Source organism: Novipirellula aureliae (genome assembly GCF_007860185.1).
In the GTDB taxonomy this organism is placed as follows: domain Bacteria; phylum Planctomycetota; class Planctomycetia; order Pirellulales; family Pirellulaceae; genus Novipirellula_A; species Novipirellula_A aureliae.
Genome location: NZ_SJPY01000004.1, coordinates 496,716 through 510,588, shown reverse-complemented (window position 1 = coordinate 510,588; position 13,873 = coordinate 496,716). Strand labels below are relative to the sequence as shown.

Annotated in this window: 12 protein-coding genes; 6 read left to right on the top strand and 6 right to left on the bottom strand. The window is 53.2% G+C overall.

The annotated features are described in order from the left end of the window. Positions 1-6: 6 nt before the first annotated feature. Entirely contained in the window at positions 7-1,812 is a 1,806-nt protein-coding gene (dnaX, locus tag Q31b_RS14315) for a DNA polymerase III subunit gamma/tau (RefSeq protein ID WP_146600349.1), read from the top strand. Positions 1,813-2,007: 195 nt separating this feature from the next. On the opposite strand, the gene Q31b_RS14310 is transcribed toward dnaX, so the two are convergent. Next, the gene (locus Q31b_RS14310) at positions 2,008-2,427 is read right to left on the bottom strand and encodes a hypothetical protein (RefSeq protein WP_146600348.1); all 420 of its coding nucleotides are present in this window, start codon (positions 2,425-2,427) and stop codon (positions 2,008-2,010) included. A gap of 467 nt (positions 2,428-2,894) precedes the next feature. Here Q31b_RS14310 and folE point away from each other — a divergent pair, with 467 nt between their 5' ends. After that, a complete protein-coding gene (gene folE, locus Q31b_RS14305) occupies positions 2,895-3,542 on the top strand; it encodes a GTP cyclohydrolase I FolE (RefSeq protein ID WP_449289930.1) in 648 nt (215 codons plus the stop codon). Between the two features lie 50 nt (positions 3,543-3,592). Continuing rightward, positions 3,593-6,562, top strand: a complete 2,970-nt coding sequence (locus Q31b_RS14300) for an FAD-binding and (Fe-S)-binding domain-containing protein (protein WP_146600346.1) — start codon at positions 3,593-3,595, stop codon at positions 6,560-6,562. A gap of 3 nt (positions 6,563-6,565) precedes the next feature. Here Q31b_RS14300 and epsC read toward each other — a convergent pair whose 3' ends face one another. Beyond that, positions 6,566-7,534 carry a serine O-acetyltransferase EpsC gene (gene epsC / locus Q31b_RS14295; RefSeq protein WP_146600345.1) on the bottom strand — a complete coding sequence of 323 codons (969 nt, stop codon included), beginning with the start codon at positions 7,532-7,534 and terminating at the stop codon, positions 6,566-6,568. Between the two features lie 430 nt (positions 7,535-7,964). Next, complete coding sequence (locus Q31b_RS14290; protein WP_146600344.1) at positions 7,965-8,456, bottom strand: hypothetical protein; 492 nt, start codon at positions 8,454-8,456, stop codon at positions 7,965-7,967. A 311-nt stretch (positions 8,457-8,767) separates the two neighbouring features. On the opposite strand from Q31b_RS14290, the gene Q31b_RS14285 reads away from it, so the two are divergent. The 3 genes from Q31b_RS14285 to Q31b_RS14275 are packed head-to-tail and all read left to right on the top strand — an operon-like array spanning position 8,768 to position 11,384. Beyond that, entirely contained in the window at positions 8,768-9,175 is a 408-nt protein-coding gene (locus Q31b_RS14285; protein WP_146600343.1) for a hypothetical protein, read from the top strand. Further along, positions 9,172-9,693: a response regulator gene (locus Q31b_RS14280; RefSeq protein ID WP_146600342.1), complete on the top strand. Its 522-nt coding sequence runs from the start codon at positions 9,172-9,174 to the stop codon at positions 9,691-9,693. Before Q31b_RS14285 ends, Q31b_RS14280 begins: the two co-directional genes overlap by 4 nt. Beyond that, positions 9,690-11,384, top strand: coding sequence for a preprotein translocase subunit SecA (locus tag Q31b_RS14275; protein WP_146600341.1), 1,695 nt, complete (start codon positions 9,690-9,692; stop codon positions 11,382-11,384). Before Q31b_RS14280 ends, Q31b_RS14275 begins: the two co-directional genes overlap by 4 nt. Positions 11,385-11,467: 83 nt before the next feature. Here the strand turns inward: Q31b_RS14275 and Q31b_RS14270 are convergent, their stop codons facing one another. The 3 genes from Q31b_RS14270 to Q31b_RS14260 all read right to left on the bottom strand — a co-directional run bounded on the left by Q31b_RS14270 (position 11,468) and on the right by Q31b_RS14260 (position 13,536). Further along, on the bottom strand, positions 11,468-11,938 hold the full coding sequence (locus tag Q31b_RS14270) for a response regulator (protein WP_146600340.1): 471 nt from the start codon (positions 11,936-11,938) through the stop codon (positions 11,468-11,470). A gap of 74 nt (positions 11,939-12,012) precedes the next feature. After that, entirely contained in the window at positions 12,013-12,531 is a 519-nt protein-coding gene (locus Q31b_RS14265) for a hypothetical protein (RefSeq protein WP_146600339.1), read from the bottom strand. 168 nt (positions 12,532-12,699) lie between these two features. Further along, on the bottom strand, positions 12,700-13,536 hold the full coding sequence (locus Q31b_RS14260) for a glycosyltransferase family 2 protein (RefSeq protein WP_231617570.1): 837 nt from the start codon (positions 13,534-13,536) through the stop codon (positions 12,700-12,702). Between the last annotated feature and the right edge of the window lie 337 nt (positions 13,537-13,873).

Below are 13,873 nucleotides of genomic sequence, written 5' to 3'. Positions count from 1 at the left end.
TGCGATATGCCTGAGTCTGATGGCCCATCCAACGGCCCGAACGCAGACGGCCCCAAAAACTCGTATGTCGTCGTGGCCCGCCGTTACCGCCCTCGTGGTTTCGATGAACTCGTGGGACAAGACCATGTGGGGCGGGCTCTAAAAAACGCGATCGAAACCAACCGGGTTGGGCATGCTTACCTGTTCACCGGTGCTCGTGGAGTCGGTAAGACCAGCACGGCCAGAATCTTTGCCAAGGCGCTCAACGATCCATCGGGTCCGACCGGAGACCCGGACAATGATTCCGACGTTGCCCAGGCGATCGATTCGGGGGAAGACGTCGATGTGATCGAAATCGATGGAGCTAGCAATCGAGGGATTGACGAGATTCGATCGTTGCGGGCGAACGTCAGCGTCCGGCCGAGTCGATCACGGTACAAGATTTATATCATTGACGAAGTTCACATGTTGACCGGGGCGGCTTTTAACGCGCTGCTTAAAACGCTCGAAGAGCCACCGGAGCATGTCAAGTTTATCTTTTGCACGACCGATCCCGAAAAGCTGCCCATCACGGTTTTGAGTCGCTGTCAGCGATTTGATTTTGCACCGGTCGAAGTGCCGAAGATTGTTGGCCGACTTCGCGAGATCATCGAGAAAGAATCGGCGGAAGCCGACGACGACGCATTGGAATTGATCGCCCGTCGAGCCGCGGGATCGATGCGAGACAGCCAATCGTTGCTCGAACAGGTCATGAGTTTCAGCGACGGCAAATTGACGGTCGAGCAGGTTCACTCGATGCTCGGCACAGCGGATGACGTACGGCTACACGCATTGGCAAAAGCGATGGCCGATCGTGATGCTGCCGAAGTCATTCGGCAAATGGACGCCGGGATTGACGCGGGTGTCGACGCGGGCCGACTCGCCGAGCAACTACTAGCCTATTTCCGAGACCTGTTGGCCGTTACGGTTGGCTGCGAACCGAGTTTGATGCGGCATACGGCCGTCAGTTTGCATGACGAGTTGAAGGAACTCGGTGAGCGATGGGGGTTGCAGACCGTCTTGGCAGTTGTTGGATTGATCGACCAAACGCTGGTGCGAATCCGCCATAGCGTCTATTCACGCGTGCTACTCGAAGCGACGGCAATCCAAATTTGCCATCTGCCCGATTTGCAGCAGATTGTCGACCTGGCGGCCGCAGCCGATTCCGTCAAACCCGGCGCGTCGGGAGTATCGGCAAGTGCCGCTACTCAACCAGTCGTTCGTTCGACACCAACGAGCCGTTCAGCGGAGAGCGAAAAAAAAAACGGTGAACGAAAGCAAACGCCCACCGCTTCGGTAACTCCGCCGCCTACAATGGAAACCAGCGCCACCGTGCCGCCTTCGCAAATCGCGAGTGCTGCTCCCAAAGCCGTAAATCAGGCACCCCTAAGCCGTCAAGCATGGACTCAAGAGGTGGCCGAGAGGATTTGGAAGGAAGCGACCGAGAAGGTTGAGCCGATGACCGAGACCCTCTCTCATGCGGTCAAGCAAGTTGTCGCAGAAGAGGGACGTTTGCGATTGATCTTTCCTGGCGAGGCGAAGTTGGCCTACAGCCGCTGTGACCATCCACAGCATCGCAACTCGCTGGCCGAAGCGGTCTCCGCGCTCGCGGGCCGTGAAATCATACTCGAGCTACAGCTGGCCCCCCCTAAAGCGGTCGTCAAAAAGGAAGCCCCCATCCCGGCTGGTAAAGCGAGGCTGCAACGACAAAAAGAGATCGAAAACAATGAGATGGTCAAATCGTGCATCGAAATCTTCGAAGCGGAGATCGTCAAAATCGAAAAGCCCCGATGAATCGAAAAGCCCCGATGAGCTGTATCGAAACCCGGTGAGCTGTATCGAGAGAAGATGTCCCGGCTGCCAACGCAGGGACGGTTTCTTGCCGCGTTGGCGTCGCTTTTCAATTCGCGCCGCGTTTCAAGCTGCGTCTTGAAGCGAACGCAGTAGCCAGATCGCAATGGAGCCAGATCGCAATGGAGCGAGTGCTTGCTACGACTGTTCCACGGCCGTTTTCAGTGCGCGATACGTTTCGATACTCTCGATCACTTCCACGTGGCCACCTGCCTCTTCGACGTGGCCCAAGATCGCGAGCAGATTATCCGCCCCCTTTGCGGCCGCTACGGCGGCCGCCAAATGTTCGAGCTGATACTCACTTGGCTTGACCGTCGTTTGTTTCGTCGCTGCGGATGCCTTCGTCTTTTTGGGACGATTGGTAGACGGTTTACTGGCAGGAGAATTGGTGGGTCTCTCCTTTGCTTGGCGAGTCGGGCTCTCTTTCTGATTTTGATCGGGCGATTTCGAGGCTTCTTTCTTCTTTTTTTCTGTCGGCTTCGTTTCCGCTTTCTTTTCGTCTGACGGATCGCCAGGAGTGGTCGTTGGTGGGTCGGTCTGTTCGTTGATTTCCATCATTGTTTCCTTTCCTTTGGATGGTGCGCAGGGTCACTATGGATGATAGTGATTTGTCGTCTGCTAGCCTATCCTGCAAACAACCCATCGAATGAATCTTTGTTCTCGTGACGATCGATCGTTTGAGGAAACATCTGTTATTGGAGTCAAGCAGGTCTTTGCTCCCGCCGTTGAGGAGGGCACCTTTCGCCATGCGCCGTTGCCAGTATTTAAACCGAGCAGTTAAAACCCATAACTTATTTGCGAATAACGACTTAAAAGGATTCTGGCGGTGCTAAAATGCAGCTTCACCGCCATTTTATGCTGGCCAGGCATTTCCTAGCTGCCAGGAATCTCACCAAACTCGACAAGCTGCTATCATATGCAGAGGGTTGCGATCTGCGATCTTGTTGGCTGCAGCCTGGATGTTTGTATCTCTTGAAGGAAAAGAATCCGTGGAACTTAGTTCTCCCAAAGAATCATTTACCGATTTGCCCGAAGAAAGCTGTGGCTCATCGCGCAACGGCGATGGCGTACCACCACTTTTTATCGATCACAATGCCCCTCGCACCGACGCAGTGGACCTAAAGCGAATCGAAGCTGCAGTGCGTGTCATCTTGGATGCAGTCGGTGAAGACCCAGACCGTGAAGGGCTTCTTGAAACCCCTGCGCGCGTGGCTCGTATGTATGCCGAGATGTTTGCAGGCCTCCATTCCGATCCAGCCCGTCATTTATCAAAAGTATTTACAGAGGAATATGACGAAATCGTTCTGGTTCGCGACATCAGTTTTTGCAGCATGTGCGAGCATCATTTGCTACCCTTCACAGGAAAAGCGCACATCGCGTATTTGCCGAGCGGAAAGGTCGTTGGGCTTAGCAAATTGGCCCGTGTGGTCGAAGAAGTCGCTCGTCGCCCTCAAGTTCAAGAGCGAATGACGCAAACGATTGCCGACATGGTCGAAGATCGTTTGTCCGCCAAGGGCGTTGCGGTCGTCTGCGAAGCGACCCATAGCTGCATGACCATGCGAGGCGTTCGCAAGCCGGGCAGTTTGTGTTTGACCAGTGCGATGCGGGGCGCTTTTCGAGATGATCCAAAATCGAGAGCTGAAGTGCTTGGTTTGATCAACCGCGAAGCTTAACAAGCTTGTTCGCTTGACAACCAACGAATTCTATGATCGAAATAGGATTCATGGACACTGAACGCCAACGCATACAAGATGACTTACGCGGAATCGTAAGAGGGGAAGTCCTCTGCGATCCGTTGTCGTGCCAATTGTATGCCTCGGATGCAAGCGTTTATCAACTCACCCCGTTGGGAGTCGTCCGTCCGCGAATAGGCGCGGATGTAGCGGCGACGATTCAGTATGCGTCGAAAAACCAACTTTCGATACACCCGCGAGGTGCCGGTAGTGGGGTTGCTGGCGAATCCCTGGGTCGGGGCATCGTTATCGACTTTTCTCGGTTTATGCGCCGCATCTCGGTCGACCGTCATGCGGCAACCGTCACGGTCCAGAGTGGTGCCGTTTTAGCGGAGGTGAACCGTTCTTTGAAACCGCATGGCCGTTGGTTTGGTCCCGATCCGGCAACTCGCAGCATCACGACGATTGGGAGCGTGTTGGCAATTAATGCTTCGGGAAGTCATTACTTGCGGAGCGGATCGGCGCGAGACAACATCGACTCGATCCGCATCGTAACCGCGGAAGGGGAGATGATTGATCTGTCGCGGCATCGGGCTGACGAGCCGACGACGGCGGGCCGCATGGCGCGCGGACTCATCGAAATCGAGAAGCAATTTCGCCAACCGATTGCCAATCAGGCAGCTGCTCCGAATTCCCGTAGTGGATTCCGCTTTGACGGCGTCATTGATTCGGGGGGCCAGGTCGATCTGGCGAAATTCATCGTCGGCACCCAAGGAACCTTGGCGGCGATCATTGATGCGACGCTGCGTACCGAAGCGATCCCGACCCATCGCGGTGTGGTGCTGTTGTTTTTCCGGCGTCTCGATTCAGCGGCCCGCAGTGCAACCGAAGCGACCAAGCATGGGCCTGTGGCCTGTGATTTGATGGATCGGCGGCTATTGCAAATCGCGCGTGAAATCGATTCGCGATTTGCCTCGCTGCTGCCGCGTGAAGCCGAAGCGATGCTGCTGGTTGAAATCCAAGGCGAATCCCTTAGTGAACTGCGTGATCGTTTGCAAATCATTGCGAAGGATTTGTCGCGTGGCGTCGATGCAGCATTCGCATCGGTTTCAACCGTCGAGCAAGCGGAACGAGATCTATTTTGGGAGTTATCGCGGCGAGTGATTCCGCGACTGCATCGAGTAAAGGGTAAGCAAGCTCCTCTGCCGTTTGTCGAAGACATCGCGCTTTCCCCTGAAAAATTGCCAACCTTGCTGATCGATACGCAAGCGGTGTTGCAGCGACATCGGACGACGGCGACGGTGTTTGCTCACGCCGGCCATGGACAGTTGCACCTCCGTCCTTTTTTAGATTTGGCGAACCGTCGTGACCGCGAGAAAATATTGAGCTTGTCGAATGAGATCGCTGAGGTTGTATGGAAACATGGCGGCCAAGTCAGTGTGGAACATGCAGCTGGTTTAAGCCGCTCCCATTTGCTGCCTCAACAATTTAAAGATCTTTGGCAGGTGATGGGACAGGTCAAGCGTCTATTCGATCCAAACCATCGGCTTAACCCTGGCAAATTATTTGGCAGCGAACTGCAAAAACCTAATGAAAACCTGCGTCCCGCAAATCAAACGATCGAAGTCAGTCGAGACCAACGAATTCTGATCGAGGCCGACGCAGCCAGCGTCGAAAATGCTAGGAGTTTGGGAAAGTCGGTGCCGCAACTTCAAGTTCTGCAAAACTGGACCGCCTCGGGATCGATTGCTCAGGTTGCCAGAAGTTGTAACGGATGTGGGCGTTGCCGAACCAATTCTCCTAACGAGCGACAATGCCCTATGTTTCGCTCGCTACGGAGTGAAGAGGCATCACCAAGAGCGAAAGCGAATTTGCTTCGAGGCGTCCTTAGCGGCCAAGTCAAAGTGGAGGACTTGGCGGATGATCGAGCCAAACAGATTGCCGATCTCTGCTTCAATTGCCACCAATGCCGATTGGAGTGCCCTGCGTCGGTCGACATTCCAAAAATCGTTGGCGAATTGAAGGCGCAGCATGTTGCGACCAACGGGCTGCCGCTTTCCGATTTATTACTCGGTCGAATCGACACCATTGCAGCCATCGCCTCACGGGTTCCTTGGATATCGAATTTGTTAATTCGCAGCGGTCCCTCACGCTGGCTTGGCGAACGGTTGTTCGGATTGTCGGCCGCTCGAGAATTGCCGAGTGTGGTGGGGGAAACGTTTTTACGATATGCCGCCAAGCGTCGCTGGACAAAAATGCGGCCCCATGGAGGACTGAAAATCGCTTACTTCGTCGATCATTTTGCAAATTACCATGACCCCAACCTGGGGCGGGCACTTGCCGAGATCGCGCAGCATAACGGCATCGGGCTGTTCGTACCGCCGGGGCAAAAGGCCAGCGGCATCGCCCGCATCTCCGCTGGCGATATCAAGGGGGCTCGGCGAGTCGCAAGGCGAAACCTGCGGATCCTAGCCGATGCCGTTCGGCAAGGATTTACCATCGTCGCCACGGAACCAGCGGCCGTGTTGTGCTTGCGGCATGAGTACGTCAACCTGATGGACGATCAAGACGCCCATTTGGTCGCCGAAAACTCGTTCGAAGCATGTGAGTTCTTTTGGAATCTGTATCAGCAAGATCGTTTATCGATCGATTTTGCATCGATACCGCTCGACATTACCTATCACGAACCGTGTCATCTAAGAGCCCTGACATCCGAGAAGGCGGGGCCGCGATTGATGGCTCTGATTCCCGACCTGAACGTCAACCCAATCGAAGCGGGATGTACGGGGATGGCGGGCACTTGGGGACTGCAAAAGAAAAACTATCGAAATAGTCTTCGCGTCGGTTGGCCGCTCATCTCAACGATGCGCTCGGCTGGGAAAGGCAAAGCCGCAAGCGAGTGCAGTACATGCAAGATGCAAATTGAACACGCCGCGGGGCGGCAAACGTTGCATCCCCTCAAACTGTTGGCATTCGCCTACGGAAGGATGCCGAAGCTAGAGAAAGAAGTGCTCGGCTAGGACCTAAATCTGAAAGTCCAATTCGTCGCCTAGCGAATCATCCAGTCCCGAACGCACCCGAAGCAGAGGTTTTTCGAGCGTCACGGTCGTCTTCGGAACCACCGACTTTGTGATCCAGACACTCGACCCGATCACGCTATCCTTGCCGACCACCGTGCGGCCACCCAAGATCGTTGCATTCGCGTAGACGACAACTCCGTCCTCAATCGTGGGATGTCTCTTTTTGCCACGAATCAACGCACCATCTTCATCGGTTTTGAAACTCAATGCGCCGAGCGTGACGCCCTGATAAAGCTTAACATGGTCTCCAATTTCACACGTTTCACCCACCACGACACCCGTACCATGATCGATGAAAAAGTACTTGCCAATCGTCGCACCGGGGTGAATATCGATCCCCGTTTGTTTATGAGCCCACTCGCTCATCATGCGAGGAATGAATGGAACTTGAAGCTTTACCAGTTCGTGGGCAATTCGGTATACCGTAATCGCTGCAAAACCGGGATAACAAAAAACGACTTCATCGGTCGTTCGACAGGCGGGATCCCCATCGTAAGCGGCTTGTGCGTCCGTCGCCAAGCTCTTGCGCAAATCAGGGATCCGAGTCAAGAGCTCGATCGCCATCGCTTGACCTTTGGCTTCAAAATCGATGTCGCTCTCGCAATCGCTATGCTTCTGGAAGACACGATGCTCATGCCGTAGAGCTCGAGCGATTTGGGTGGTTAATTCGTCGTGCAACGAATCAATCAGGCTACCGACATGGTAACGAATATTCCCAGAGTGCAGGCCGATTTTGCGTCGATACCCAGGATACAGGACATCCTTCAAGTCCAACAGGATTTCTTTGACGGCTGTGTAGCTAGGTAGCGGACAATGCCCCAAATGGTTCATTGCATCGTCAGCGGTATAAGTCGCAACAATCCGCTCAGTTAAGTCTGGCAGTTGTTCTTTAAGTCGAAAATCAGACGCCACAATCGTTCTCGCAAATGATTGGCAGATGGATTTTTTCGGGATTGACACTTGGAAAAACGCCGCATACGACGTCTCCAGGCCAAAGGCCCATCGGTCTACCAAGCCCAGTCCGTCGGACTGGGATCGGGGACACCAAGTATTCATAGGGCCAAAGGCCCGACCGTTTGTCCTGGCTTGAAGCCAGACGGACAAACTGCCGGGCCGTTGGCCCTATCGGTTTATCGCTTTGCCGAACCCCGGCCCGTTGGGCTGGGGTAGGCTGGGCTGGGTAGGCTAGGCTGGGGTAAGCTGGGCTGGGTAAATCGCCGGGGCTTTGCCCCCAACATCCCAACTTGCCTGCAACAACGAGGGGCTGACGCCCCCAGTCGATATGCTGTCGCCACTAATATTGTGGCTAACCACGTATTGTGGCTAACCAGGCGGACCTGTTCTAGCGGCCTATGGTTGGAGGGTTATCCATCAAAAAGTCGCGCGGCCCATGGTGCGTGTAGTAGGGATAACCTACTTGAGCAGATGATGGGCCAGGAGTGAACGGCTGATTTTGCAGTTTCGCTCCTGCACCATGCCCGCAAAGGCCTGGATTCAAATGAGAGCTGTAGTCAAGTCCACCCTGTTGCCACCCCAAAGGCCCAGCAACACACCCGTTTCGTCCGCAGCCGCCTAGGCAGCCACCAATACGGCATCCGCCACAGGAGCCATCTTGGCAATCGCCACAGGCACCACTTTGGCACCCGCAATCACCACCGTTGTTCTGGGACAATCGGCCTAGAATTCCTTTGCCGCATTGACCACTACTACAGCTCCCACTGCCACAACTTGACGTGCAGTCCTGACAACCACTGCTACGCAAATTATGATGCAGGCATCCGGTGCTGCATACCATTAAACTTACTATTGATCCAATCATTAACCAACGATTCATCGCCGAATCCTTCCGCGTGCTCAGCCACCGTCGCGCGGCCGTTGTGATTTATGTTTCTTTACAATACCCTTCACGAAGTCAATGAATGAGCAATCGCTCACCATCTTGATTTCGATCCGAGGCAATTCCTTCGCATTATCCTCTTTCGGTCGTCGCCATCGGTTTGATACACATAATCACTAAGACCACATCAAACCGGCTGAAGGGTCCCTTGCAAATATGCCGCAAACTGCCTGCTTTAATGCTAGCGGTGAATGCAACCATCGGTTTCCGGCTTGAATGAGCCAATCATCCACGAAAAAGGACTTTCAATGATGAAGAACAAGATCTCGTTTCACACGCTCTCCTCCGTTTTATTACCTCTCTCTGTCTGCGGAACTTTATTTATCTTTTCCAGTTCGTCCTCTGCCCAAATCGTGATACCTACGACTCCATCGATTGAAATTGATCGATACGCATCGCTTGAAGACCAACTCATCAATCGTCTTCATGCCGTCACGGAGCAGCAACAAGCGTACATTCGATTCGTCGTTCGGCAGGTCAAGGAGGGAAAATTGGAGATCAAATTGGTTGTCGCGATGGAGCGATACGCGATCCGCCGCCGACCCGATTTTCCGCTACCATTTTTCGAACGAGCGATGAGGCTACAGGCCGCTCGTGTCGGAGTCAGCTTGCCAGCAATCCAATCGTTCGTCGCCCCCGCTAGGTTGGCACCGTGATGCGAAACACACTCCGCCCTGATGATGGCAGTGGCCCTGGTGACGCACGGGAGGGCACTTTTCGCGAAGGCAACAAAAAGAATGCATCTGTTTTGATTGTTGACCCCAGCCCTTTGTCGCTGATTGCGGTCGCTGGGGTTTTGCACTATTACGGTTACATGTGCACATGTGCACGAACCGCCAAAGCGGCGCACCAAGCCACCAGCGAAACAAACCTTGATTTGTTAATATGGGATGTTGCAGATGACGCGGCAGGCGTCTTGGAATCACTTGCTCAGCTACGTCGGATCGCTACCCTCGACCAATTGCCAGCGGTTCTGCTCGCGGAAAGCCGGTGGGCGGGGCTCGAAAAAAAAACGCAATCACTTTCCGCCGCGACGCGAACGCTTTTCAAGCCGATCGACCCTGATGCGTTGATGGCGGTCGTCGACCATCTATTGTGGATGCCAACGCTTATTTCGGCTCACCGAAAAAGAGGAGCAAAACCAAGCCGCACGGGCTGGGTCACTCTCGAATGAATGCTCACCCGACGCAGCTTCTCGCTGCATCGCTATTACAAAATCGCTGTATCGTCGAAATGGATACAGGCGAAGGAAAAACCTTGGCGGTCGCGTTGGCAGCGGCAAGGTTCGCGGCCGAGAACCGTTCGGTTTGCATCGCGACCGCCAACGAATACTTGGCCCAGCGTGATGCGGATTGGATGCATTCGATGTATGCCGATCGCGGCCACACGGTCGCAGCGGTTACCTCGTCGACGGCGGACAGCGAAAAGCAGGTCGGTTATCGAGCACAAGTCGTCTACGGCACGATTCGCCAATTCGGTTTTGATTTCCTAAAATGGCGACTACACAACCGTGCACTTGGGAGCGGGGCTGTCCAGGAGCGGTCTGCCAACAGAAGGCTTTTGCCCTCTTTCGACGTTTTGATCGTCGACGAAGCGGACAGCATCTTGATTGATGAAGCCCGCACACCGTTGGTGATTGTTGGCCCCGATCGTTCGATCGAATCACTCGAGCAAACCGAAGCACGAGCGGCTTTGTATCGTTGGGCTGCCGCTTTTTGTTCAACCCTCGACTTCCAACGTGACGTCATAATCGATCAAGCGACCGGTGCGATCGCGATTGGCGAGTCGGGCTATGCAAAAGTGATCGAGTCAAAAATGCCTCGAGAAATTCATAACAGCACAACGACGCAGATCCTCCACTGCGTTGAAACGACGATCCGAGCGATGTTGTCATTCACACGTGACCAGCACTACGTGGTCGATGAAGGCAAGATTGTTTTGATTGATGAATACTCAGGCCGCAAACAGGTCGATCGATCGCTTGGTGGTGGATTGCACGAAGCATTGCAGGCGCGAGAAGGCTTGGCGATTGGAGGTCAATCGTATCCGCTCGCTCGAATGACCATTCAAGATTTTGTGAGCCGATTTGCTCATGTTTGCGGGATCACGGGAACCGCGATGGAGGATCGTCGCGAGTTTGAAAACGTGTACGACTTATCCATTCGTCGCATCGAGCCGCTGCGGCCCTCACAGCGATCCATTCTTCCAGCGGTGATTTGCCGAAGTGAAGCGGAGAAGTTTTTGGCGATCGCTAGCGAAGTGAAGCAAATGACTGCCCAAGGGCGTCCCGTTTTGGTAGGCACGCGAACGATTGAAAAATCAAAACGACTGAGTGAGCTCTTTCAAAAACAAGGCATTGCACACGAAGTCCTCAACGCCAACCAGGCTGCCTATGAAGCGGAGCGAATTGCGACTGCGGGTCGCAGAGGCCAAGTGACCGTGGCAACAAACATGGCGGGGCGTGGAACCGATATCGCATTGGGCGATGGCGTCGAAGAGGAAGGCGGTTTACACGTCATCGTCAGTGAGATTCATTCGGCGGAGAGAATCGACCGACAATTGATCGGTCGCGCGGGAAGACAAGGCGATAGAGGTTCGGCTCGATGCTATTTCAGTCCCGATGACGAACTTATCCGTCATGCTTACGGAATCGATTTTGCAGAGCGTCTAAAACAACGGGTAAGGGAGAAAAAAACGTGGACCGACCGCGAGCAACAACGCATCCGAGCGACGATCGTCCGCGCCCAGCGAATGATCTCGCGATCAAACCAAAAGTGGCGTCAAGCATTGACAAAGGCCGAAACAGAAGTCGGTGAGGACCTAAAAGAGCTAGGGCTTGATCCTCATTTGGATCCGTTAAGGTAGATCGTGGATCTTGCTATAGATCCTAACTCGCGGAATCTTTGACAAGACCCACGACCGACACCCCCGGAACGATATGACTGAAACTATATGACTTCTGCGAGCTGGGGCGTCGAATGGACCATCAGTCGTTTATGATCCCTTACCACACGCAAGAACTCTTCTTCATTTACCGGTTTCCGAATATAGTCGTTCGTTCCCAATTCGCGGCAACGATCGCGAACGGTGTCGTCCTCGTTAGCGGTTAAGACAACCGTTGTGATCGTCTCAGAACCAAAGCTGGTCGGGTCGGTCGAATTCTGCTTGAGGAACTCCAGTATCTCGACGCCCGAGCCATCGGGCAGATTCAAATCGAGTAGCAACAGATCGGGTTTAGGTGCACGTGCAAAAATCCCTTCCCGATTTAAAAATTGCATTGCCTCGGAAATACTGCGGACCAATGTCAAGCGATGATGCACGTGACTGCGTCGGAGCGAGAAGATCGTCACGCGCGCGTCGAGCAATCCATCTTCGACCAACAGAATTTCCATTGGCTTCATTCGGGATGTAGCGATCATGTTAGTTCCTTCGCGTTATTGGTTTCGCGTCTACTGATGCGTGGTTGGTATTCTTAATCGAATGGAAGAACGGATTAGGTCGATCCCAAAGACCGATCGATCAGTTCATTTTCCACTCGTTCATGCTCTTGTAGTCTTGCGTCAAACTGTCGTGTTTGCTCGAGTAACTCATCGACCTGCGAGACGCCGATGCCTCGATACTGGTACTCTTCGGCCCGCTCAGCCAAGACACTCAGTTCGAGATAGAGCGAACAATGCTCACCGCGAACCGCATGGACAAACTCATCGTCCGCATCACAAGAAAAACTAGAGTTGCCGGCCAAACTGGGATCGGGTAGATCAACGTACCCGTAGCACTCTTCTAGTGCAAATTGCATCGCGACATTGTCACGGAGACTATCGAGAAGTTCCACCAGTTTACTCGAAACTTGACGTTTGTCTTCATCGGATTGGCAAACCTGTCGAACTTGGTGAATCGCTTGCCAATAGTCAGGATTACTATCCTTGATCTCTTGCAAGAACGCAGCATTGAGCACCATTCGGGTTTGAGTCTTCGTATTAGCTGTTTCAACCTGCTTTCGCAATGTAACCATCGATCGAGGACTCCGAAGTTCAAGCCTTGAATAGGTGGGATCGTGGTGCTCATTCTTGAGCACCACGAACCTCATAAAAGGTGAACCGCTATTATACCATTTCTCCAATCGATCGGGGCCCGTAATCGAACCAAAAAATGCTGGCCTGGGCCAAGATTCCGAAAACCGCTAACGGCGAAAAACCCCGTATTTTAGGATGCACCACAGTGCCCGAACCCCGTCTCGCCAGCCAATTTTCTTACCTTCATCGTACCAACGATGTTGATAGCAAATCGGCCGTTCTGTGAACCTAAGTCCACTTCGTACCCAGCGTGCCGTCAATTCGATCTCGATGCCAAAACGATTCTCCTTGAGATCAGGCAAAATACTTTCGAAGTGCTTTCGGTAGCTCATCTTATAACAGGTCTCGACGTCACTCAATCGAATCCCAATTCCGATACTGGCTAGCATCGTGACCAATCCATTGACCGCCTGATGCCACCACGGTGATAGCTGGCGATTCCAATGCCCGTAGCGTGTTCCATAGACGACGTCAGCGTCGTGGTGGATGAGCGGTTGCAGTAGATAGCGGAAATCGGCAGGGTTGTATTCGGAATCGGCATCTTGGATGACGATCACATCACCGGTGCAAACTCCGACGGCGGTCCGGATTGCCGCGCCTTTCCCACGATTGTTCGGATGATGAATGACGGTGATCGCTTCATTGTCGGCGATCCGGTTCATGACCGCTTGCGTGCCATCGGTACTGCCATCATTGACCAGCACGATTTGCATCGGGATTCCTAATGATTGTAGTCGCTCGACCATCTTTTCAACCGTTGCCGCTTCGTTAAAGACAGGCACAATGACCGACAGAACAAAATCGCGAGGCAGTTTGAAAATCGACAATCGCTCACAAACACTTTCGCCCAACAACTCCAGCATTTCATCAACGTATTCATCGGACCACAATCGCTCGCTAGACAATCGCTCGCTAGACAATCGCTCGCTAGGAAGAGAATTCATAGGCAACATCATTCGCATCCGTTGAGTGTCTCCATCACCGTGCGAATAGACACACTCGTATGTTTTTAAAATCGCTAAAGGTGCGGCTTGTAACCTGATACACTACCATGAAGAATCGCTAGAACAATACACTCGATAATCTATTCGCCTTCAACAGGCCCATGCTATCGCATCCCCCGCAAAATAGAACAACGATTTCATTTCGATTCAAAAAAAAGTTTATGCGAAGATGCCGTAAATTCCAATCAAATTTAACGATTGAGCAGATTGTTTCGAAAAGAGTGGCTACTTTGTTGTTGACAATTCCGCTTGTCCACGCCACATTCTCTTCAGTCGC

Coding starts and splice junctions, on each gene's coding strand:
- Q31b_RS14270 (WP_146600340.1), bottom strand. CDS start 11,938: ATGATCGCTACATCCCGAATGAAGCCAATGGAAATTCTGTTGGTCGAA.
- Q31b_RS14310 (WP_146600348.1), bottom strand. CDS start 2,427: ATGATGGAAATCAACGAACAGACCGACCCACCAACGACCACTCCTGGC.
- Q31b_RS14290 (WP_146600344.1), bottom strand. CDS start 8,456: ATGAATCGTTGGTTAATGATTGGATCAATAGTAAGTTTAATGGTATGC.
- Q31b_RS14275 (WP_146600341.1), top strand. CDS start 9,690: ATGAATGCTCACCCGACGCAGCTTCTCGCTGCATCGCTATTACAAAAT.
- Q31b_RS14300 (WP_146600346.1), top strand. CDS start 3,593: ATGGACACTGAACGCCAACGCATACAAGATGACTTACGCGGAATCGTA.
- Q31b_RS14285 (WP_146600343.1), top strand. CDS start 8,768: ATGATGAAGAACAAGATCTCGTTTCACACGCTCTCCTCCGTTTTATTA.
- Q31b_RS14260 (WP_231617570.1), bottom strand. CDS start 13,536: ATGAATTCTCTTCCTAGCGAGCGATTGTCTAGCGAGCGATTGTCTAGC.
- dnaX (WP_146600349.1), top strand. CDS start 7: ATGCCTGAGTCTGATGGCCCATCCAACGGCCCGAACGCAGACGGCCCC.
- Q31b_RS14265 (WP_146600339.1), bottom strand. CDS start 12,531: ATGGTTACATTGCGAAAGCAGGTTGAAACAGCTAATACGAAGACTCAA.